This is a genomic window from Ectopseudomonas khazarica (assembly GCF_004521985.1).
Classification (GTDB): Bacteria; Pseudomonadota; Gammaproteobacteria; order Pseudomonadales; family Pseudomonadaceae; genus Aquipseudomonas; species Aquipseudomonas khazarica.
On sequence record NZ_SBHZ01000012.1, the window covers coordinates 1 to 19,900 of the forward strand.

Below are 19,900 nucleotides of genomic sequence, written 5' to 3' on the forward strand. Positions count from 1 at the left end.
GGGGGAATTCGGCGATCACCGAGCCGTCGACCGGGCTGGTGTTGCTGAAGTACTGGCCGCTGAGCGGGGCGACGAATTCACCACCGATGTAGTTGCCGTAGCGCGGCTTGAGGGTGACGACGGCGCCTGCTGTACCCGGTTTCGCGTAAATCATAGTGCGGTCCTCTCTTATTGTTGGCCGGCCGTGAACGGTCGGGACGGGCGGTATCGGGACTAGCTGCAGATATCTGCCCCATAACGCGCTGCCCGGGTGGGCAGCGCTGTCGCACGCCCTAGGGGCTGCCCCAGGGCGCGTATTTCAGGCACTTTGTGGGGTTTCTCCGCGAGCCAGGCGGGCGTTGATATCGTCGATCACGGCTGGCAGCTCGGCAATGGTGTCAATTAGGTAGTGCGGGCGCGAGCCTTCGAACATCTGGCCGATACGCTTGCGCTCCTGCTCCAGTTTGTCCTGCGGCAGCGCCTTGTATTGGTCAAAGGTCAGGCCGAGGGCGTTGCCGGAGCAGGTCAGCGCCACGGTCCACATGCCGGCGCTGCGACCTTCGAGGATGCCTGGCCAGGTGTCGTCGACCTTCACGCAGGCGGCCACATCGCTGATGCCGAGGGCGATCACGTTGGCCAGTGATTGCGCCGGGTAGGGGCGGCCATTGGGCACTTCGTCGGTGGCGACGACGTGGTCCGGGACATAGCCGTTGTCGCGCGCCAGGTCGACCACCTTGGCCATCACCACGGCCGGGTAGCCGGAGCAGGTGCCGATCTTCAGGCCTTTGTCACGTAAGGTGGCAATGGCCTCGAGTGCACCGGGAATGAGCGCCGAGTGGTCGGCGATCTTCTCGATTTGCAGCGGCATGAAGCGCTCGTAGATAGCGGTTACGTCATCGTCGGTCGGCGGATGACCAAACGCGGCACGGTAACGCTCGGCAATTTCCGGGACGTTGCACAGAGTGCGAATATGATCCCACTTGCCCATGCCCATTGGGCCGCGAGCTTCATCCAGGCTGACCTGGACGCCGAACTCGGCAAAGGCTTCGACGAAGATCTGCGTAGGAGCAAAGGAGCCAAAGTCGACGACGGTGCCGGCCCAGTCGAGGATGACGGCTTGCAGGTGGGTAGGTTGCTGGTAGTTCATGGTGTTTCTCCGTTTCGAGGGCGATGAGGTGCTAACCGTCCTATGGGGCGGCTGTGGGTTAACGATGCAGTCATGTTGTTGGAGGTGGGCCGTTGGCTAACAGCTCGGCGATCATTGGCCGGTTCTTGCGGATGGCCAGGCAGCACAGGTGATAGTCGATGTGGAACGGGTGGTCGACGAAGGTAACCGGCCTGGTTCCAGGTGTTTCGGCGTACTCGACTGCAGAGACAAAACCGATACCGATGCCTTGGGCGATGGCGTGGACGATGGCTTCGCGGCTGTTGAGCTGCATCACGCAGTCGAGTTCAATGTCGAGTTGTTGAGCTCCATCCTCGACCAACTGCCGGGTGCGTGATGCACGCTCGCGCAGAACCAGTCGCTCGCCGCGAAGCTGTTCGACACGTACCTGCTCCTGAGTGGCCCAGGGATGGTCGTCGCGCACCACGGCGATGATCGGATAGCGGCGATACAGGCGGGTGTGCAGGCGTTGATCCAGTCCGGATAGTGCCAGAATGGCCACGTCGATATCGAAGTTGTACAGCCGCTCCAGGGTGTCGACTTCGGAGGAGAACGAGGTCTCCAGTTCGACGTCCGGGTACTGTTGCATCAACTCGTAGGTCAGGTTCATGGCGATAGGTGGTGAAACGGCCCCCAGGCGCAGCATCCCTGCCTTGCGCTGGCGGAAGCTTTGTAACAGTTGCACGGCTTCGTCTTCCTGGCCGAACAGGCCCTGAGTGATCGCGTACAGCTGATGCCCGGCGTCACTCATCTCGATGTAGCGACCGCGGCGGTGGAACAGCTCGACGGAGAACATGTTCTCAAGCGCGCTAACCTGCTCGCTGACGGTCGGCTGGCCGACGCTCAGGTACTCGGCAGCCTGAGTGAAGCTGCCGGTACGCGCGACCGCGTGAAAGGAGCGAAGCCATTTGTGGTACTGGTACATAGTGTTTCTCGATCTTGATTCTGGGCCGTTTCAGCCTAGGTCAACGACGCACGAACAGGGCGACCAGCGCACTGCATGCACAAGCCGAAGCCACGACCACGAAGATCAACGAGGTGTTGCCGGTGCTGTCGAGCATGCTGCCGATCAGCGGCTCTGCCAGACCGGCGAACAGGTAGGACGAGAAGTTCATCACCCCGGTTGCCGTACCCGCTCGTTTGGCGCCCACGAGGTCCGGACACAGTGCCCAGAAGCTCGACGCCGGGCCGTAGACGAAGAAGCCGCAAAGAAACAGGGCGATAAGGCCGATGGCGCTGTGTGCTGGCAGGCTCCACATCCACAGGCTGGTGGCGGCGCCGAGAATCATGTACAGCATGATCGCCTTGTAGCGCTTGGAGCCGAACAGCTTGTCGGACACCCAGCCATTGCTCAGGGCGCCGACCGCCATACCAACGGGCAAGGCGATGGTGATCCACTTCGGATCGATCCAGGCGTCAGCGCCGCCACTTTTCCAGTCGGCACCTAGGAAGTGCACCGGTACCCAGACTATCAGGCCGTAGCGCGCCGCATTCTGGAAGCCCAGTGAGACCGCAGCAATGATCAGGCGGAAGTTCTTCAGTACGGCCTTGTAGCGCTGGGCCGAGGTTTCTACTTCACCGGAGGCCGCTTCCTGACCCTTGTCCTCAGCATTGGCCACGCCCGTGTCGGCCAGCGGCTCGAAGCCGAGGTCCTGCGGGCGCTCCCGAGCGACAAAGAAGAACATGATTCCACCCGCGAGCATCAGCAGTACCGGCAGACGGAAAATCCAGCGCCATTCGAGCTGCAGGACCTCGAGGACTACCACCGAGGTGACGTAGGAGAGGATCGACGCGCAGCCGGCAGCGAAGACATAGAAGCCGTACACCTTGCCGCGTTCGTGCACGCCCCACCAGTTGGACAGCACGCGACTGCCAGGTGCCCAGCCCAGCGCTTGCAAATAGCCGTTGAGGCCCCAGGGCAGGATCAGGCTGAAGAAACCGGTGGCGAAGCTGGTAACCCAGTTGGCGCCACAGGACAACACTGCGCCCAGGCTCATGATGCGTCGGCCCCCGAACTTGTCAGCGAGGTTGCCGTTGATGGCCTGGCCGATTGCGTAACACCACAGCATGGCGGCGGAGATCCAACCGAGGGTTTCCTTGCTCAGGCCGAACTCGGCCTGCATGCCCGGAATGGCGAAACCGAAAGTTTGCCGGCCGGTGTAGAAGAACAGGTAACAGAACATCGCCGCCAATAGCATGCGCCATTGGGCGAAACGAAAAGACGGTGTAGCAGGTAAAGCAATACCAGACAGGGATTGGGAACGGCTCATGATCTTTTCCTTCTTGTTACGCTCCCTCCGGACACTTAGCCGGAAGGACGGCACTCTTTTCTGGTGCTACAGGAAACAGGCGTCCGCAAGTGGGCGCCCAGCATTGGAAGCGGCTTTCAGGCGGCTTGCGAACCGATGAAGTTCTTGCCGCGAGCACCCTGCATGGCGTAGAGGATCATCTCCTGTGCCTCACTCTCCGTCACCCCGTAATCCGTGAACTCGGTCTTGACGTCGAGGCTATGCAGGAACTCTCGCAGGCGCTTCTGGGCCAGGCCCAGATCGGTACCGAAGACTCGTTGCAGCGTCTGATCCCGCGTGGCATCGCGTCCCCAGGCCAGGCCCAGTACATAGGGCAGGGTGAAGGAACAGGCGATGCCGTGGGGCAGGCCGTGGCGCAGGGTCATCTCATAGGAGATGGAGTGCGCCAGTGCGGTCTTGGTGTTGGAAAAGGCCATCCCCGCCTTCAATGCGGCCAATGCCATGCGCGAGCGAAGGTCACGGCTCGACAGGTCCTGGCGCAGTCGGGGTAGGCATTCGAGGATGTCCTCGATGGCAGAGATGGCGAAAGTGTCGGAAATCGGGTTGGCGTTGACGTTCCAGATCGCTTCCAGTGCGTGCGACAGGGCGTCCAGGCCGGTAGACACGGTGACGCCGGCCGGTACCGTCAGCATCAGCTCCGGGTCGACGATGGCGGCAGTCGGCCAGGTGCAGGACAGGTGTAAGGAGTACTTCTTCTGCTGGGCGGCATCCCAGATGGTCGCCCAGGGCGTCACTTCGCTGCCGGTGCCGGCGGTGGTCGGTACGGCGATCAGCGACTTGCAGCGCGGCGGGGTGAACTGTTTGCCGCTGGCCAGCAGGCTCAGCAACTCTCTGAAACTGCCGGAGGTGGTGCCGACCATCAGCGCCTTGGCGGTGTCGATGGCGCTGCCGCCGCCGACCGCGAGCACGGTCTCGCAGCCTGCTGCCTGCTGCCAGAAGCGCTCATAGGTCGTGCATAGCTGGGCGACATCGGGGTTGGGTTGCACATCTTCGACGATATGCACCAGGCGATCGCCCAACAGAGCCTGGATCTTGTCGACCAGGCCCAGGCCACGGGCTTCGGGGAAGATCACCAAGGCCACGGTCTGGCCTTCGGTAAGGGTGGTGATCTGGCTCAGGCTGCCGCCGCCAAAATAGGTAGCGACCGGGTTATGGAACTGGGCAGGCATGGCACTTCCTTTATTGTTGTTTGAACGTGGGGCCATAGTCTCTGCCACCATAGCGACGCTCAAATCGATTGATTCAAGGTATGGATCGGCGGGGCCGATAGATGAGGGCGCAGCGATATCGTGGGTCACCGTTCGGGTACTCCAGAAATTCGGGGATGCCTGAGGCGGTAGCCGGTACAGAGCCTCGGCTGGCCTCAGCTAAGGGAAGAGCTTGTATCGGCGGCGGGCTCAGTGCCTGCCGCCTTGCTGGATACTGCTGCGCAAGCGGCTGGACAGCATGTCGGCGGCTATCACCATCAGGGTAATGACGATGATGCAGGTGGCGGTTTCCTGGTACTTGAACAGCTTCAGGCTGCTGACCAGTTCGAAGCCCAGACCGCCGGCGCCGACCATTCCCAATACGGTGGCCGAGCGCAGGTTGACCTCGAAGCGGTAGAGGATCACCGCGATCCAGGCAGTGATCACCTGCGGCAGCACGCCGAACACGATCACTTGCAACGGTCTGGCGCCGGTAGCGCGCAGCGCCTCGATCGGCCCCTGATCGATCTCCTCGATACTCTCGGCGAAGAACTTGCCCAGCATGCCGACACCATGTACTGCGAGCGCCAGTACGCCAGGGAACGGGCCAAGGCCGACGGCGGAGACGAAAATCAGCGCCAGGATCAGTTCGTTGATGCTGCGGATCACGTTCAGCGTCTGCCGGGTGCCCTGGTAGAGCCAGCGATTGCTGTGCAGGTTGCGTGCGGCGAGAAAGGCCAGTGGCACGGCGAAAATGATGCCCAGCAGGGTGCCCCAGATGGCAATCTGGATAGTCTCCAGCGCTGGAGCAACCAGCCTGGAAAGGATGTCCAGGTCCGGAGGCACCGAACGTGAGAGGAAGTCACCGATCTGCGGCAAGCCGGCGGCCAGCTCACCCCAGCTCAGCTGTGCGCCGCCAGCGCTCCAGTGGAGCATGGTGATCAGGGCCAAGATCAGAGCGGAGCTGGCGAGCCAGCCGCGCAGGTTTTCGGGCGTATTCACCATCCAGCGATAGTTGTGTGCACGCATGTCAGCCTCCCAGACCATTGGCGTAGTGTGGATGTGGTACACAGGCTTCAGACGCCGCGTCGGGACACTCTTCGGGGGCGGGGTAGATACGCTGCAAGACTGGTTCGTCCAGACCATCGGCACTGCCGTCGTAGACCAGACGGCCGTGAGCCAGACCGATGATTCGATCGCCAAACTCACGGGCCAAGTCCACCTGATGGAGGTTACATACCACCGTGATGCCCAACTCGCGGCTGGCATCACGCAGGTACTGCATGACCAGGCGTGCGGTCTTCGGGTCGAGACTGGCCACGGGCTCGTCGGCGAGAATTACTCTGGGTTGTTGAGCAAGTGCGCGGGCAATGCCCACACGCTGCATCTGCCCGCCCGACAGGGAGTCCGTACGGGCACCGGCCTTGTGTAGCAGATCTACTCGGCGCAGGCACTCGCGTGCTAGTTCGACATCGTGGTTGCTGAACAGCTGAAGCACAGAGGTCAAGGTCGAGACAGACCCCAGTCGCCCGCTGAGCACGTTCTTCAGTACCGAGAGGCGCCGAACCACATTGTGGTGCTGGAAGATCATAGCGACCTGTCTATGCAGATCGCGTTCGTCACGTACCTGCATCGCATCGATACCTGCCACCTCTAGTTCGCCTCCATCGGCTTGGGCCAGGCGATTCATGCAGCGCAGCAAGGTGGACTTGCCTGCACCGGACTGGCCGAGCACGACAACGAACTCGCCAGCGCCGACATGCAGGTCGATACCGCAGAGGACGGGGTTGTCACCGTAGTGCTTGGTGAGTTGGCGGACCTTGATCATTTCATCTTGCTCAGGTCGAGATCGAGCACCTTGGCGGTGTCACGTACCACGTTGTAGGCGTTGTCGGTGGTTGGCTGGAAGCCGTCGAGCATTCCCTGATCACCCCAGGGCACGTTTTTGACGTTGGCCAGGGCAGTGACCAGTTTCTGCTTCAATGCCGGATCTAGATCCTTGCGCCAGACCATTGGTGACTCAGGGATGTCGTTCGAGCTCCAGACAATCTTCAGGTCGTCCTGCTTGACCTGCCCCGAGCTGATGGCGGAGTTGAGAATGCGGTCTGCCACGGCGGCGGCGTCGACCTTGCGGTTGATCACGGCCAGAATGCTGGCGTCATGCGAGCCGGAGAAGATCACGCGGGAGAACAGCTTGTCCGGGGCGTATCCAGCCTGCTCGATACCAGCCTTGGGAAACAGATGACCGGAGGTGGAGCTGGGATCGACGAAGGCAAAGGTGTGGCCGTTGAGGTCGGCCAGCGAATGGATGCCGCTGTCGGCACGGGCCACGATCAGGCTGCGGTAGGCACTCTTGCCAGTCTTCTTGGTGACCGCAACGGCAAAGGCCTCTGCATCGGCGATCTGGTTTGCCAGCACATAGGAGAATGGACCCAGATAGGCGACATCCAGTTTCTTTGAACGCAGTGCTTCGATCACGCCGTTGTAGTCGGTGGCCACGAACGGTTTGACGGGCATGCCCAACTGCGACTGCAACTGATCGAGCACGAGCTGACTGCTCTCGATCATCGACTGGGAGTCCTCGGACGGAATCAGGCCGATGCTGAGAGCCGTCTCGGCCTGCAGGTGGGGACTGGCAAACAGCGGCAGAGACACGCTGGCGACACATAACAGTTGGCGAAGAGTCTTCATGGCATTCCCGGTTTCGTTGGTTGGAATGCCGCTTAAGCTAGGCCTGTAATGTGACGGTCACACTATCGATTCAATATGGCCTTCGACTGAAAAGTATTGAGTAATTCTATAGATGGCCAACAGCAAGCTTCGCGCCTTTCTCGCCGTCGCTCGGCATGGCAGTTTCAGTGCGGGGGCACGTTCCCTCGGGCTCAGTCAGCCGACCGTCACCACCCAGGTACAAGCCCTGGAGCGGCAGCACAACCTTGAACTCTTCCACCGCCGTGGTCGCCGCGCCGAACTCTCCAGCGTGGGGCGCCAGCTACTGCCCATCGCCCAGCAGTTGCTGGCTCTGGAAAGTGAAGCCGATGGTCTGTTGCGCGATTGTGGAACGCTGGTACGTGGCCAGTTGCGCCTCGGGGCCGTTGGGCCATTTCATGTCATCGAGATGGTCGACACCTTCAGTCGCAGCTACCCACAGATCGACTTGTCGATCCGTGTCGGTAACTCCGCCTCAGTGCTGGCCGATCTGGACAATTATGTAATCGATGTCGGTGTGCTGGCTGGCTTGCATGACGACCATGCTTACCACGCAACGCTCTATGCCAGGCACCCGGTGATCGTCTTTGCCCGCCACGACCATCCCTTGGCAGATCGTGAGTGCATTCCGATTCAGGCCCTGCAGGGCCAACGGATGCTGCGTAGAGAGCAGGGTTCTACAACGCGACTGGCCTTCGAGAAAGTCATCGCAGAGCATGACGTGACCCCGCGCATGGTGATGACGATCGGTAGCCGCGAAGCCCTGCGCGAAGCAGTTGTTCGAGGTATTGGCCTGGGTGTGGTATCAGAGGCAGAGTTTATTCCTGGAGAGGAATTACGGGCTATACGCATCGAGGGCGATCCGGTTTACACCGAGACTTACCTCTATTGTCTAGCCGAGCGCCGCAGCAGTCAGTTGGTGGACGCTTTCCTGACCTGTGCTGATGAAGCTCGGCAACGACGTAGAGGGGCAGCAAGCTACTAGAGGTCCCGGGGCTGTCCCGCGAGTCCGGCGCGATCATTGATGTTTGCGGTGATCGTTGGCATGCAGGTCGTCAGGTCGTCCTTGGCCTCGGCAGCCATCAACTTCGTTTAACGCTTCGACGCATCTTCGACACTAAAAGAAAACCCCTGGCTTTCTCTAGGAAAATCAGGGGTTTATTTGGTGGAGCCGGGGGGATTTGAACCCCCGTCCGCCAGCTCTCCGCTATCGGTTCTACATGCTTAGCCATCTCTACTGAGTTAACTCCGCGCCGCCCGAGTGGCAGGGTGCTTGGAGCGAGCTGCATGAGTTTTAGCCGTTACGTCTGCAGCGAACTTGGCGGCGATCCTGTTCTATATGACTGACCAGATCTTCGGGTTTACAGGCATCCCCTAGGGTCAGCTGGCGCCCTTAGGCGGCCAGGGCGTAGTTGTCGTCGTTGGCAACTATCAAATTGTGGCAGCGGATTTACGAGAACTGTCACCTACTCGGCATGCCCCTCAAGTTTCGCTACCGGCGTCGAATCCTAATCGGCCCCAAAACCTTCGTGGTTACATCTACGACGCGGAGTGTACGGTAAAGGTTCCTCGGCGTCGACTGCGGATTCCATCTCAGGACGCTATGATGGCCTCCCGCATCCGCCTGCCTGCCCATGGAAAGGAGCCGCAATGCCGAGTTCTAGCCGCCACCCTCTGCGTCAGTGGATCTGGCGAGCGTTCGTGCAAAGCGCGCTGATCCCGCTGATTCTGGTGGAGTCGGTGCTGATTGCGGTGTACCTGCTGAGCAATCAGGCCATTCGTGATGCGCAGATCAGCCACCTGCAGGAAACGGCGGTCAAGGACCTGGCCAGCGCCGCGTTGCGCGAAGGGCAGATCATCGATGGTCGCCTGCGCTCCATCGAGTCGCTGCTGCAGGTCTATCGCGATGCGACGCATGATGCGCTGCTCGATAGCCGTTTCCAGGCCGATGACCTCGAACGGGCGCGCCATGCGCTGACCGACTCCGGGGTGTTCTATACCCGCAGTGACGATGGTCGGGCTGCTTCGTTCTACGCCAACAGCACGCCGTTGGCGCAACAGGACCACGCCAAGGTCATGCGTCTGTCGCAGGTGGACCCGCTGATGCGTTCGATCCGGCACGCCAACCCGCTGGTGGCGGCGCTGTATTTCAACAGCTGGGACAGCTACAACCGTATCTATCCCTGGTTCGACACGCCGGCGCAGTATCCCCACGACATGGTGATACCCGATTACAACTTCTATTACCTTGCCGACGCCAAGCACAACCCCGAGCGCAAGGTGGTATGGACCGACGTGTACCTGGACCCGGCGGGCCTGGGCTGGACGATGTCGGTCATCGCCCCGGTCTACCGCGAGAGCTTTCTCGAAGGTGTCGTAGGGCTGGATGTCACGGTCGGCCAGGTGCTGAGCGAGATCGCCGAGCTCAACGTGCCCTGGCGGGGCTATGCGATGCTGGTCAGCCATGACTACAACATCATGGCGCTCCCCGAGGCGGGTGAGCTGGACTTCGGCCTGCGCGAGCTGACCCAGTACTCCTACGAGGAGGCGGTGCGCCGCGAGGTGCTCAAGCCCGAGGATTTCAACCTGGTCAAGCGTGAGGGCATGGCGCCGCTGCTGGAGGCGATGAGCGAGGGCCCAGGTGGCGTGCAGGAGGTCTTGCTGGGCGGGCGCAACCAGCTGGTGGCCTGGAGCGAGATTCCGCAGACCGGCTGGCGCCTGTTACTGGTGGTGGACGAGGAGCAGGTGTTTCACGATACCAACCAGTTGTCCGAGCGTTACATGCAGATCGGCTACCTGCTGATCGCCGGGCTGCTGGCCTTCTATCTGTTGTTCTTCGCACTGATGTGGCTGCGTTCGCGGCATCTGAGCGATCAGTTGGCCAAGCCCATCTCCGGCATCGTCGACATGGCGACCCGCCTGGGTGAGGGCAGGGATCTGCCCGTCGCGCCGGACAGCCACATCCATGAAGTGCGGCGCCTCGCCGATGCCATGCAGCGGGCCGGCAAGCAGCTCAAGGCCAGCGAGCAGGAGCGGCTCGAAGCCCAGAGCATCCTGCAGCTGGTGCTCGACAGCACCACGGAAAGCCTCTGGGAAATCGATAGCCGGGCCCTGACCATCGAGCTCAGCGAGCGCTTCGTTCGCCGCTTCGGCCTGGGTGGCACGCACCTGACGCTGAGCGAGTTCAACCAGCGTGTGCACCCGGATGACCTCGAGCGCCTGCGGCACTTGCGCAAGCAGTTCGCCGACAATGGCGATGAGCATTTCGATGCCGAATACCGCTACCTGGACTGCCGTGGCGAATACCTCTGGCTGCTCAGCCGGGGCAAGGTCCTGGCCCGGGACGAGAGCGGCTGGCCGCTGCGCATCGCGGGTACGCACGTCGATATCACCCGGCTCAAGCAGGTTCAGGAGGAGTTGCGGCATGCCAGCCTGGAGGCGCTTGCGGCCAGCCAGGCCAAGAGTCGCTTCCTGTCGAGCATGAGCCATGAGCTGCGCACGCCGCTCAACGCCATCCACGGTTTTGCCCAACTGATCGAGATGGAGGCGCAGGACAAGGCGGATGCCCGCCTGGAGACCGACTATTCGCGGGAAATCGTCAGCGCCAGTCGCCATCTCACCTCGCTGGTCGACGACATTCTCGACCTGTCCAGTATCGAGAGCCGGCGTCAGCAGCTGCAGCTGCAGGCGATCGACATCGGTACGCTGCTCAGTGGCTGTGCCGAGCTGGTGCAGCCGGAGGTGCAGCAGAAACAGCTGCACCTGCAGGTCATGGAACCGGCGGACCCGCCCCTGTTCGTGCAGGGCGACCCGCGGCGCGTACGGCAGATTCTGCTCAACCTGCTCTCCAATGCGATCAAGTACAACAGCCCGCGCGGGATGATTCGCATGGGGTACGAGGTGCGCGCCGACTGCGTGCGGCTGTGGGTCGATGACACCGGCCCGGGGTTGTCGAGCGAACAGCAGGCGCAACTGTTCCAGCCGTTCCAGCGACTGGGGCGTGAGAGCTCGAACATTCCCGGTACCGGTATCGGGCTGGTGCTCTGCCGCGAGCTGGCCACCCTGATGGATGGCGAGATCGGCCTGCGCAGCGAGCCGGGCGTCGGCAGCTGCTTCTGGCTCGACCTGCCCAGCGCGGCCAGCCCGGACGCGCTGGGCGACGAGAGCCATGAGGCCGCGCCTCAGACCGTGCAGAGTCTGGTTCAGGTGTTGTGCGTCGAAGATCACCCGGCCTGCATGCGGATTCTGCAGGCCTCGTTGCGGGAGTTCGCCGAGGTTCGCGGCGTCAGCTCCTGCAAGAGTGCGTTGGCCGTATTGCAGGAGAGCGAGCCGGCGCTGCTGCTGCTGGATATCGACCTGCCGGACGGCAGTGGCCTGGACGTGCTGGATGCCATGCGCCTGGAACCGAGGTTGCGCAACATACCGGTGATCGTGATCAGTGCGGTGGCCGATGAGCGGCTGTTCGAGGACGCCCGGGCGCGTGGCGCCGCGGCCTGCCTGAGCAAACCGGTGGACCTGCAGGAAGTGCGTCAGTTGGCGTTGAGCCTGCTATACAGCGGTTTCTAGCAGGCTCAAGCATCGCGCCCAGGGGTGTCACTCGCTGGCGGACAGCAGGTCCAGCGCTTCGCCCAGCACCTTGACCGACTCGGCGTGATCACCCGCCTTGTGCAGGGCTTCGCCCTCGGCGCGCAACTCCTTCACCTTGGCCAGTACCTCGGGGTCGGTCGGCGGTTCGCTTTGCAACAGGGCATCGATCTTGGCCATGTCCTGAGGGCAGTGCATGGCCCAGAGCGGCAGGCTGATCAGTGCAGCGACGAGAAACATGAGCGTACGGCGCATGATGGCTCTCCTGGAAGGGGGCGGGAATCTCAGTATAGGAGAGCCTGGGCCAGTGGCTGATTGTCGACGCAACGCGGTCAGCGTCGTAGCACCTGTACTTGCACGTTGCGCTCCGACTTGCAGCAGCGGATATCGATATCCAGGAAGCGCTGGATGACCTCGATGTTGCTGCTCAGGTGTTCGCTGACGTGTGGCGTGGTGAAACTGCCGGCACCTGCCATGGCCAGTGGCAGCAACAACTGGTCGGCCAGGTGCTCCTCGACGGCGGCGCCGCTGCCGAGCCAGGTGCGCGCCTGTTCGATGGCCTGGTCGGCCACCTGTTCGGCGCGCACGCTGGTCTGTCCGACGCTGCTGAACACGGCGGTGACATCACTGCAGGTGACCTCCAGCAGCAGTATGTTGCCGGGGCCGATGTCTCGCTCCAGCCACACCCCCTTGAGGTCTTCGGCCGGCCATTTCAGGCGCTTGCCGACCCGCGCCAGTTCGCGCTCGGCCACATGTCCCGGCACGTCGGCCAGCAGTGCCCGTGCCTGCTGGCCGAGGCGTTCGCCGGGGCCGCTCAGGTGCAGCGGTTGCAGGGTGCCAGGGGTGATCTGCAGGGCCAGTTCACCGCCGCCGGCCGGCACGAAGCCATGACGCAGCAGCTGCATTTCGACCTGTGCACCCATGCGCTGCAGCAGCGGCAGCCAGCTGTGCGCGAGAAATTCGAAAGGCGGTGCCAGCGGGTTGTGCGTGCCGCCGCTGAGGTGGATGCGGCTCGGTGCGTCGGCCTGCAGCAGGGCGGGCAGCAGCGTCTGCAGCACCAGGCTGCAGCTGCCGGCAGTGCCGATGGCGAAACGGTAATCGCCACCGCGAATCGGCCCCGGTACGAAGCTCAGGCTCTGCGAGCCAAGTTCGACACCGCAGGTGTTGGCCGAGCAGATCTGCGCGGCGGCATTCACTGCGGTCAGATGCTGGCGCAGCAAGCCCGGCCGGCTGCGCTTGGCGCGGATGTTGTGGATGCGAAACGGCTGGCCGGTGAGCATCGACAGGCTCAGCGCGCTGCGCAGAATCTGGCCGCCACCGATGGCGCCGTCCAGTTCGAGGAAATCCGTGTTCATTATTCTTCTCTGTTGCTTACAGGTGGCCACTCTTTGGCCCAGTCTGGCGGCGGGAGAGGCTGCGGTTTGTTATGGGCAAAATTTGCCAGCTCGCGCCATTGCAGTTCCGGCTCGGTTGGTGAGTCACAAACCATCAGGCGGCCATCTGTGCTGAGAATCAGTCTGCCTCGGGTGTCGAAGTCCACTAAATCGACTTCACCCAGATCCCACTGGTTATGTACATTGCTGACGGTGAAACGTTTGTGCAGCTTCCAATGTTTGCCTTGACGGACGCTACGGGTGATGCGCACCGCGCCCTGACCAATTTCCTTACCCAGGTGCGTATTCAATTGCCAGTGGTAGTCGTTAAGGCTTTCCGGCGATTGGTTCAGTGGCTGCCAGCCTTCTTGCAAGGCGATTTGCAGGGACAGCGGCTGGTGTAGGTGTTCCTGTGTACCAGTGACTTTCAAGCGGTCCTGCGTAAATGAGTTCTGGGCCTTGGGAAAGGGCAGGCCGAGTTTCACGGAGCGCAGCTCGTTGAACAGGCCACCTCCATCCCAGCAGCCATTGGGCCATAGGCCCAAGGCTGTGAAGTACGGTGGGCGGCTGATAGCTGTCCAGGTATCACCTACGCCATCCGCTCGGAATAGCGTCCAAGCGTTGGTTTTCCTGGCGGAATAGAGCAGCAACTCTCCGTCGGGCGAGAGGTTGCTCAACTCCGCGTAGATGCGCCCTTTGAACCATTGGCCCTCGGTAAAACTGTCGGTACGCAGATCCCAGCGGATCATCTGTACCCAACCCGTAGGTCCACGACGCAGCAGCACGGCGATGGGCGCGTTTCTGGCGATTTTGAGCGACAGGCTGCACTTGGAGCGTTGTCGTCTGGAGTGACTGCCATTATTTCGAGCGTTCATCTCGAGGCATAGCTCCATACGCAGTCGCGCAAGAAATCATCCAGGCACCCAGAGTCGGTGTGTGTTCGTGGCAACGACGGCACCGGTCCTTCCAGCTGCGCTTCGATAAACGCATGCAGGGCCGGGCGACGTGGGCCATAGGCCGACTCGTCAGCACTGCGCTTGAGCGCCAGCAACTCGTCGACTTCCGCCAGCAGGGCGCGGTCGTCCACCGTCTGCAGCAGGTCGGCGAAGGTCATCGGCGGGCGGCCGCGGCCCTGGTCGATCCAGCGTACGGCAAGCAGCGGGCGCAGCACGTAGAAGTACTTCTTGAAGCGCACCGTCTCGTCCTGCAGGTAGCCGCGGAAATTCTTCCTGGCCATCGACAGGTAGTGATGACGCGCCGCCGGCGGGTTGTAGAACAGCTCGGCCAGTTCGCGCAGGCGCGCCGTGGCGTCGTCTTCCTGGCGATACACCAGCGGTGAGTCGAGCCATTCCAGCAGCGTCGGGTTGGATTTGCGCAGCAGGCCGAGGGTCTTGCGCAGCTCCCAGCCGCTGACGTCCAACTCGTCGTCCAGCGGCCGCTCGATCACATCGCGCGGTGTGTCGACCTGGACGAACCAGTCCGGTTTTTCCACGTAGACGAAGCGTACGTCGTAGTCGCTGTCGGGCGAGGCGAAGCCCCAGGCGCGGCTGCCCGACTCGCAGGCATACAGCACCTTGACGTTGCGCTCGCGTTCTATGCGCTCAAGTTCTTCCAGCACCCGCGCGCGCATGGTGTCGCTGAGCGGATGGCGCTGTTGCAGGTTCATTTCTTTCATCCTTCTGTCCTTCATGCCAGGCGTGCGTAGCAACCTGGCGGCAGCTGGCCGTGCTGTTCCAGTGTTTGCAATCGCTCCAGCAGTTGCATGCGTTCCTCTCGGCCTGTGCTCGGGTCGACCATCAGCCCTTGCCGCTGGCACCACTGGGCGATCTGCTCCAGCCAGTGCTGGTCAGCCTCGCGGCTGTCCAGGCGGCGCAGCAGGTAAGCCAGTTGCTGCCAGCGCGGGCGCAGGTGCATCAGCGCACTGTGGCGCGCGGGCGATAGCTGCTGGCGGTCGAGGCGGGCATCCAGTGCCTCGGCCATCGCTGACCAGGGCTGCTGGCTGAGTCTGCGCACGGCCATGGCGAAGACCTTGTCTGCCGGGTCATCGAGAGCGGCCAGTTGCTCGTTCAACTGTGTGTCGCCGAGGGCGCTGACGGCGGCCAGGCGCACGCTGCTTTGCGGGGCGCGCAGAGCGGCTTGCAGCCAGTCGTCCGCCAGGCGCGTATCCAGGTCGGCGGCCAGGCCGAGGACCATGAGCCACTCGCGCTTGCTCTCTGGCAGCGCTTGTTGCAGACGGCCGCTCAGTACCTGGCGGGCGTCCAGTTGCCAGCGCGGCGCCGCCCAGAGCGCCAGACTGCGCATGGCGGGCGAGGCATCGAGCAGTGCACGACGCAGCAGTTCGCGTGGGTCGTCGAGGCGCTGCAGCAGGGCATGCATGGCCTTTACCCGTACGCTGGCGCCAGGTGTGTGCAGGGCTTCTTGCAACAGTGCGACGGCCTGTTCATCCGGCAGAGCCTGGCAGGCCAGCACCGCTTGCTGGCGCACGGTCATTTCGCGGTGTGCCAGGGCTCGCTCCAGCAGCCGGGCAGGGTTGTCGCTGACTTCGAGCAGCAGCGCGAAGAGAAAACGCGCCGCCTGCCCCTGGCTGCTGGCGAAGGCGGCTTCCACCTGGCTGCGCACCGAGTCGGCCTGCAGTGCCAGGCGGGCGGCGGCCAGGGTCGGAGCATGGTCGTCACGCTGGCGCCCGGCCAGTGCCATCAGCTGGGGCAGGGCGTACAGCAACTCGGCGGCGTGCCCGCTGGTGAGGTAGCACTGCAGCGCCGCCTTGGCCAGGGTACGTATCTGCGGCACCCAGTCGTTGAGGCGTTCGAGCAGCGCCGTCAACGCCTCGGGCGAGGGTTGCTCGCCGAGTTCGCGTACGGCGGCCTCGCGCACCAGGCCATTGCGGTGGCAGCTCAGTCTTGCCCAGTCGCCCTCTGCGTGGCCCTGGCCCTGGCGCAGGGCGCTCTGCGCTTCCTGCAGGCGCCAGTTCTCCCCGTAATCTGCGGCCGGGGCGCGGCTTTTCAGCCGCTCCAGCCAGTCGTTCAGGTACTTCATTTTCCTATCCTTTCACGCATACCACCTGTCGCAGGGTATGCATCACTTCCACCAGCTCGCGCTGGGCGTCCATTACCTGGTCGATGTCCTTGTAGGCCATCGGGATTTCGTCGATCACGTCGGCGTCCTTTCGGCATTCGACGTGAGCCGTGGCCTTGATCTGGTCGTCCACGGTGAACAGCTTCTTCGCCTTGGTACGGCTCATGGTTCGGCCGGCGCCGTGGCTGCAGGAGCAGAACGCTTCCTCGTTCCCCAGGCCGCGCACGATGAAGCTCTTGGCCCCCATGGAGCCGGGGATGATCCCCAGCTCACCCTTCTTCGCCGACACCGCACCTTTTCGCGTTACCAGCACCTCTTCACCGAAGTGGCGCTCCTTCTGCACGTAGTTGTGGTGGCAGTTCACCGCTTCCAGCGCCACATCGAACGGCTTGCTGATCACGCCTCGTGCCGCCGCGATCACCGCGTGCATCATCAGTGCGCGGTTCTGCTTGGCGAAGTCCTGCGCCCAGCCCACGGCTTCCACGTAGTCGTTGAAGTGCTGGCTGCCTTCTTCGAAGTAGGCCAGGTCGCGGTGCGGCAGGTTGGCGATGTGCTGACGCATATCGGCCTGGGCCAGTTCGATGAACAGGTTACCGATGGCGTTACCTACGCCGCGTGATCCGCTGTGCAACATGAACCACACGCGGTTGGCTTCATCCAGGCAGACCTCGATGAAGTGGTTGCCGGTTCCCAGGGTTCCCAGGTGTTTGCGGTTGTTGGTCTTCTCCAGCTTCGGGTGCTTGTCGGTGATCAGCTTGAAGCGCTCGCTCAGCGCCGACCAGGCGTGGTCGGTCAGCTCCGGCACGTTCTCCCAGGCACCTTTATCGCGGGCGCCGCGCCCGGAAGTACGGCCGTGCGGCACGGCCTTCTCGATGGCAGCGCGCAGGCCGGCCAGGTTATCCGGCAGGTCGTGGGCCATCAGCGTGGTGCGCGCGGCGATCATGCCGCAACCGATATCCACACCAACGGCCGCCGGGATGATCGCGCCGACCGTGGGGATCACGCTGCCGATGGTCGAGCCCTTACCCAGGTGCACATCCGGCATCACCGCCAGGTGCTTGAAGATGAACGGCATCTTCGCCGTATTCATCAACTGCTGCTTGGCGTCCTCCTCGACCGGGACGCCTTGCGTCCACAGCTTGATCGGCTTGCCGTTGGCCACTTCCAGCAGGTTGTAAGTCTTGGTTTGCATCGTCATTCACTCGTCATTCGTGCCGGTCATCCGGCGTGTGTGCAGTGCGGCGACTAGAGGTGGTGAAACATGCGCGCTGCTCTATCCCATTGAGCTACCCGTTGCCGGGGCGGGAGTCGAACCCGCAACCTTCACGTTCTGTAGTTCCACCGGCATTCGCCGGGTCAGTCAAAAAAGTGGAGGCCGGGCCTCCGCGCAGCGACGAGATAACGGGCACATTTGCTCTACCGGCTGAGCTACAGCCTTGCGGCTGGCGGGATTCGAACCCGCGACCCAATGTAGTACCCGTGGCATTCGCTGCCGGCCCGCCGTGGCGGGCCAAAAAAGATGCGACGACAAGGTGTGGTGAAACGTTTTCGTGTTCTGCCATTGAACTACGACCCCGCAGTGATGGAGTCGACGGGATTCGAACCCGCATCTCGACCGTGGAAGGGTGTAGTTCCACCGGCATTCGTCGCAAAACTCTGAATCAGGTGGCACGACAAGATGAGTGACTGTTCCGTGTTGCCACGGGCCGGTATCGAACCCGGCATAACCAATGTACAGCCACTGGCATTCGTGCCTTCGTGCGCAGTCGACAAGGGTGTGATGAGACGTCTTGGATGTAGTCCCATCGGCATTCGAATGCGCTCGAAATCGTTGATCTGTGTGCCCGGCCGCAATGGGCCGGGCGCGTTGTCATAACTCCATCTGCTCGATGGCGTCGACCCAGTGGCCGGCGCCGAAGCGGCCGCTGGCGAACTGTGCCAGCACATCGAACACCGCGTCGCTGAAGCCGCCGACATTCAGGATGTCCTTGCGGTCCGCCGCCTGCGTGGTGCCGTAGGGCTGCAGATCGATGCAGATCAGCCGCGCTTGCGGGTTGATGTGCTTGATCCGTTCCCACTGCCGCAGGGTTTCGGTGGCACCATGGCGGCGGGCGTCGATCCAGGATTCGTTGTCGGAAACCAGAACCAGTGTGTCCACCTTGGCCTTGGCGTCGGCCAGTTGCTTGAGCGGCGCGGAGCAGCTGGTGCCGCCACCGCCGACCGCCGCCAGCTTCTGCGCGTTGCTCATCACGCTGTCACGCGGGTTGAGCGCCACCTTCACCACCTTGTTCTCGAACGGCAGTACCTGAGCACGCGGTTGCTTGCGCAGGATGGCCGCGGCCACCAGCGCCGCGACATCGATGCAGCGCACCGCTGTGGTCGCGCCCTGGCGGTAGCCGGTCACGGGGCTGTGCATCGAGCCGGACACGTCCGGGCACACCACCACATGGCCGCTCAGCGCCGGCACGTTGGCCAGCGACAGCTCCAGGGCATCCTGCAGCGCCTCGCGCACGGCCAGCGGCACACCGTCGCCGGTCATGCGGTAGGCGGCCAGCAGCTGGTACGGGTAAACCCGTGCCTTGGCCACGGCTTCGGTGTCAGCCAGGCGCTTTGCGACCCGCTCTGCGCAACCCTCGACCGCCAGTGCGCCATGGCGCAGCAGGGTGTTGAGGTTCATGCGCAGAGCCTGCCAGCCCATGCGTCCGGCCAGCTCAGCCCATTGCTCGGCGTTCAGCGTCTCGTTGCCGAGCAGCTGGAACGGCACGTCCGGCAGCTCGCTGCTGGCGCCGCTGCGGAAGGCCAGCAGGGCACGGGTCAGCGGCGGCAGGGCGGCGGCATCGGCCGGCTTGCCGATCAGCCAGGCGAAGAAGGCTTCGCGCCAGGCTTCGCTCGGCTTGGGGTGAACCATCTTCACCACGTCCGCCAGTGACGGCTGGTTGCCGATCGCCGCCTGCAGCAGCTGGCGTTCGCTGGCCGCGTTCAGCCAGTTCTGCACCAGGCGCTTGGGCTGCGAGCCGAGCGATTTGCGTCCGGTCACGCCGCTGCGCAGGATCTGCACGAAGGTGCTCAGCATCTTGCCGTTGTCCACCACCTGCTCGAACAGCGCCGGCACCAGGCTCGAGCGCTGGGCGGCCAGGGCTGCCAGCAGCAGGGCCGGCATGTCTTTCATGTGGCCTTTCTTGCGGGCGTACAGTGCGGCCTTGGCCACGTAGCGGGCGTCGAGTTCGGCGACCAGCTTCAGCACTTCGGCCAGCTGCGTTTCAGCATCGGCGTAGAAGGTCTGGTTCAGGCAGCCGGTGACGGCGAGCTGAGCCAGCTTGTGCTTGGGCGTGTAGGCATAAGCCGGTGCCTGCTGCTGATTCAGGGTGTCGCTGGCCGGCAGTTGCGCGGCCCGGGTGTTGAACAGATTGAAGTTGGCCATCGTGGCGTCTCGCTGTGTTTATCCGTTGTGCCAGGACTATTGCAGCGGCTGTGCCAGGTTTTGTTGGTTGGCTGTGATTAATTTTCAACTAATTGATT

At 62.8% G+C, this 19,900-nt stretch carries 16 protein-coding genes, 1 other RNA gene and 1 pseudogene; 2 read left to right on the plus strand and 16 right to left on the minus strand.

Annotation, left to right across the window (positions count from 1 at the left end):
• From EPK82_RS16090 to phnD, 8 genes and pseudogenes are all read right to left on the minus strand, one after another.
• Positions 1-154 (minus strand): annotated as a pseudogene (locus EPK82_RS16090) (aldehyde dehydrogenase family protein); the annotation flags it as partial.
• Positions 155-298: 144 nt separating this feature from the next.
• Positions 299-1,126 (minus strand): phosphonoacetaldehyde hydrolase, encoded by an 828-nt coding sequence (gene phnX / locus EPK82_RS16095; protein ID WP_134677241.1) that lies wholly within the window; start codon positions 1,124-1,126, stop codon positions 299-301.
• A gap of 70 nt (positions 1,127-1,196) precedes the next feature.
• A complete protein-coding gene (locus EPK82_RS16100; RefSeq protein ID WP_134677243.1) occupies positions 1,197-2,069 on the minus strand; it encodes a LysR substrate-binding domain-containing protein in 873 nt (290 codons plus the stop codon).
• Between the two features lie 40 nt (positions 2,070-2,109).
• Positions 2,110-3,414, minus strand: coding sequence for an MFS transporter (locus EPK82_RS16105; RefSeq protein ID WP_134677245.1), 1,305 nt, complete (start codon positions 3,412-3,414; stop codon positions 2,110-2,112).
• Positions 3,415-3,530: 116 nt separating this feature from the next.
• Entirely contained in the window at positions 3,531-4,622 is a 1,092-nt protein-coding gene (gene psrA, locus EPK82_RS16110; RefSeq protein WP_134677247.1) for an iron-containing alcohol dehydrogenase PsrA, read from the minus strand.
• A 228-nt stretch (positions 4,623-4,850) separates the two neighbouring features.
• Positions 4,851-5,669, minus strand: a complete 819-nt coding sequence (phnE, locus tag EPK82_RS16115) for a phosphonate ABC transporter, permease protein PhnE (RefSeq protein ID WP_134677249.1) — start codon at positions 5,667-5,669, stop codon at positions 4,851-4,853.
• Between the two features lies 1 nt (position 5,670).
• Positions 5,671-6,468, minus strand: coding sequence for a phosphonate ABC transporter ATP-binding protein (gene phnC / locus EPK82_RS16120; RefSeq protein ID WP_134677251.1), 798 nt, complete (start codon positions 6,466-6,468; stop codon positions 5,671-5,673).
• Complete coding sequence (phnD, locus tag EPK82_RS16125) at positions 6,465-7,331, minus strand: phosphonate ABC transporter substrate-binding protein (RefSeq protein WP_134677253.1); 867 nt, start codon at positions 7,329-7,331, stop codon at positions 6,465-6,467. Before phnD ends, phnC begins: the two co-directional genes overlap by 4 nt.
• A gap of 112 nt (positions 7,332-7,443) precedes the next feature.
• Between phnD and EPK82_RS16130 the strand changes: the two genes are divergently transcribed.
• Complete coding sequence (locus tag EPK82_RS16130) at positions 7,444-8,334, plus strand: LysR substrate-binding domain-containing protein (protein WP_134677258.1); 891 nt, start codon at positions 7,444-7,446, stop codon at positions 8,332-8,334.
• Between the two features lie 178 nt (positions 8,335-8,512).
• On the opposite strand, the gene ssrA is transcribed toward EPK82_RS16130, so the two are convergent.
• Positions 8,513-8,869: a transfer-messenger RNA gene (ssrA, locus tag EPK82_RS16135) on the minus strand.
• 130 nt (positions 8,870-8,999) lie between these two features.
• Between ssrA and EPK82_RS16140 the strand changes: the two genes are divergently transcribed.
• Entirely contained in the window at positions 9,000-11,915 is a 2,916-nt protein-coding gene (locus EPK82_RS16140; protein WP_134677260.1) for a hybrid sensor histidine kinase/response regulator, read from the plus strand.
• A gap of 27 nt (positions 11,916-11,942) precedes the next feature.
• Here the strand turns inward: EPK82_RS16140 and EPK82_RS16145 are convergent, their stop codons facing one another.
• The 7 genes from EPK82_RS16145 to EPK82_RS16175 form a co-directional block, all read right to left on the minus strand.
• Entirely contained in the window at positions 11,943-12,188 is a 246-nt protein-coding gene (locus EPK82_RS16145) for a hypothetical protein (protein WP_037047057.1), read from the minus strand.
• A gap of 77 nt (positions 12,189-12,265) precedes the next feature.
• Positions 12,266-13,288, minus strand: coding sequence for an RNA 3'-terminal phosphate cyclase (gene rtcA, locus EPK82_RS16150; RefSeq protein ID WP_134677262.1), 1,023 nt, complete (start codon positions 13,286-13,288; stop codon positions 12,266-12,268).
• A complete protein-coding gene (locus EPK82_RS16155) occupies positions 13,288-14,181 on the minus strand; it encodes a hypothetical protein (protein WP_134677264.1) in 894 nt (297 codons plus the stop codon). The genes rtcA and EPK82_RS16155 overlap by 1 nt, the downstream gene beginning before the upstream one ends.
• Entirely contained in the window at positions 14,178-14,972 is a 795-nt protein-coding gene (locus EPK82_RS16160; RefSeq protein WP_134677428.1) for a nucleotidyltransferase domain-containing protein, read from the minus strand. Before EPK82_RS16160 ends, EPK82_RS16155 begins: the two co-directional genes overlap by 4 nt.
• 20 nt (positions 14,973-14,992) lie before the next feature.
• Positions 14,993-16,342 (minus strand): PBS lyase, encoded by a 1,350-nt coding sequence (locus EPK82_RS16165; protein ID WP_134677265.1) that lies wholly within the window; start codon positions 16,340-16,342, stop codon positions 14,993-14,995.
• Positions 16,343-16,346: 4 nt separating this feature from the next.
• Positions 16,347-17,573, minus strand: coding sequence for an RtcB family protein (locus EPK82_RS16170; protein ID WP_134677267.1), 1,227 nt, complete (start codon positions 17,571-17,573; stop codon positions 16,347-16,349).
• 678 nt (positions 17,574-18,251) lie between these two features.
• Positions 18,252-19,802 carry a vWA domain-containing protein gene (locus tag EPK82_RS16175; protein WP_134677269.1) on the minus strand — a complete coding sequence of 517 codons (1,551 nt, stop codon included), beginning with the start codon at positions 19,800-19,802 and terminating at the stop codon, positions 18,252-18,254.
• Positions 19,803-19,900: the final 98 nt, after the last annotated feature.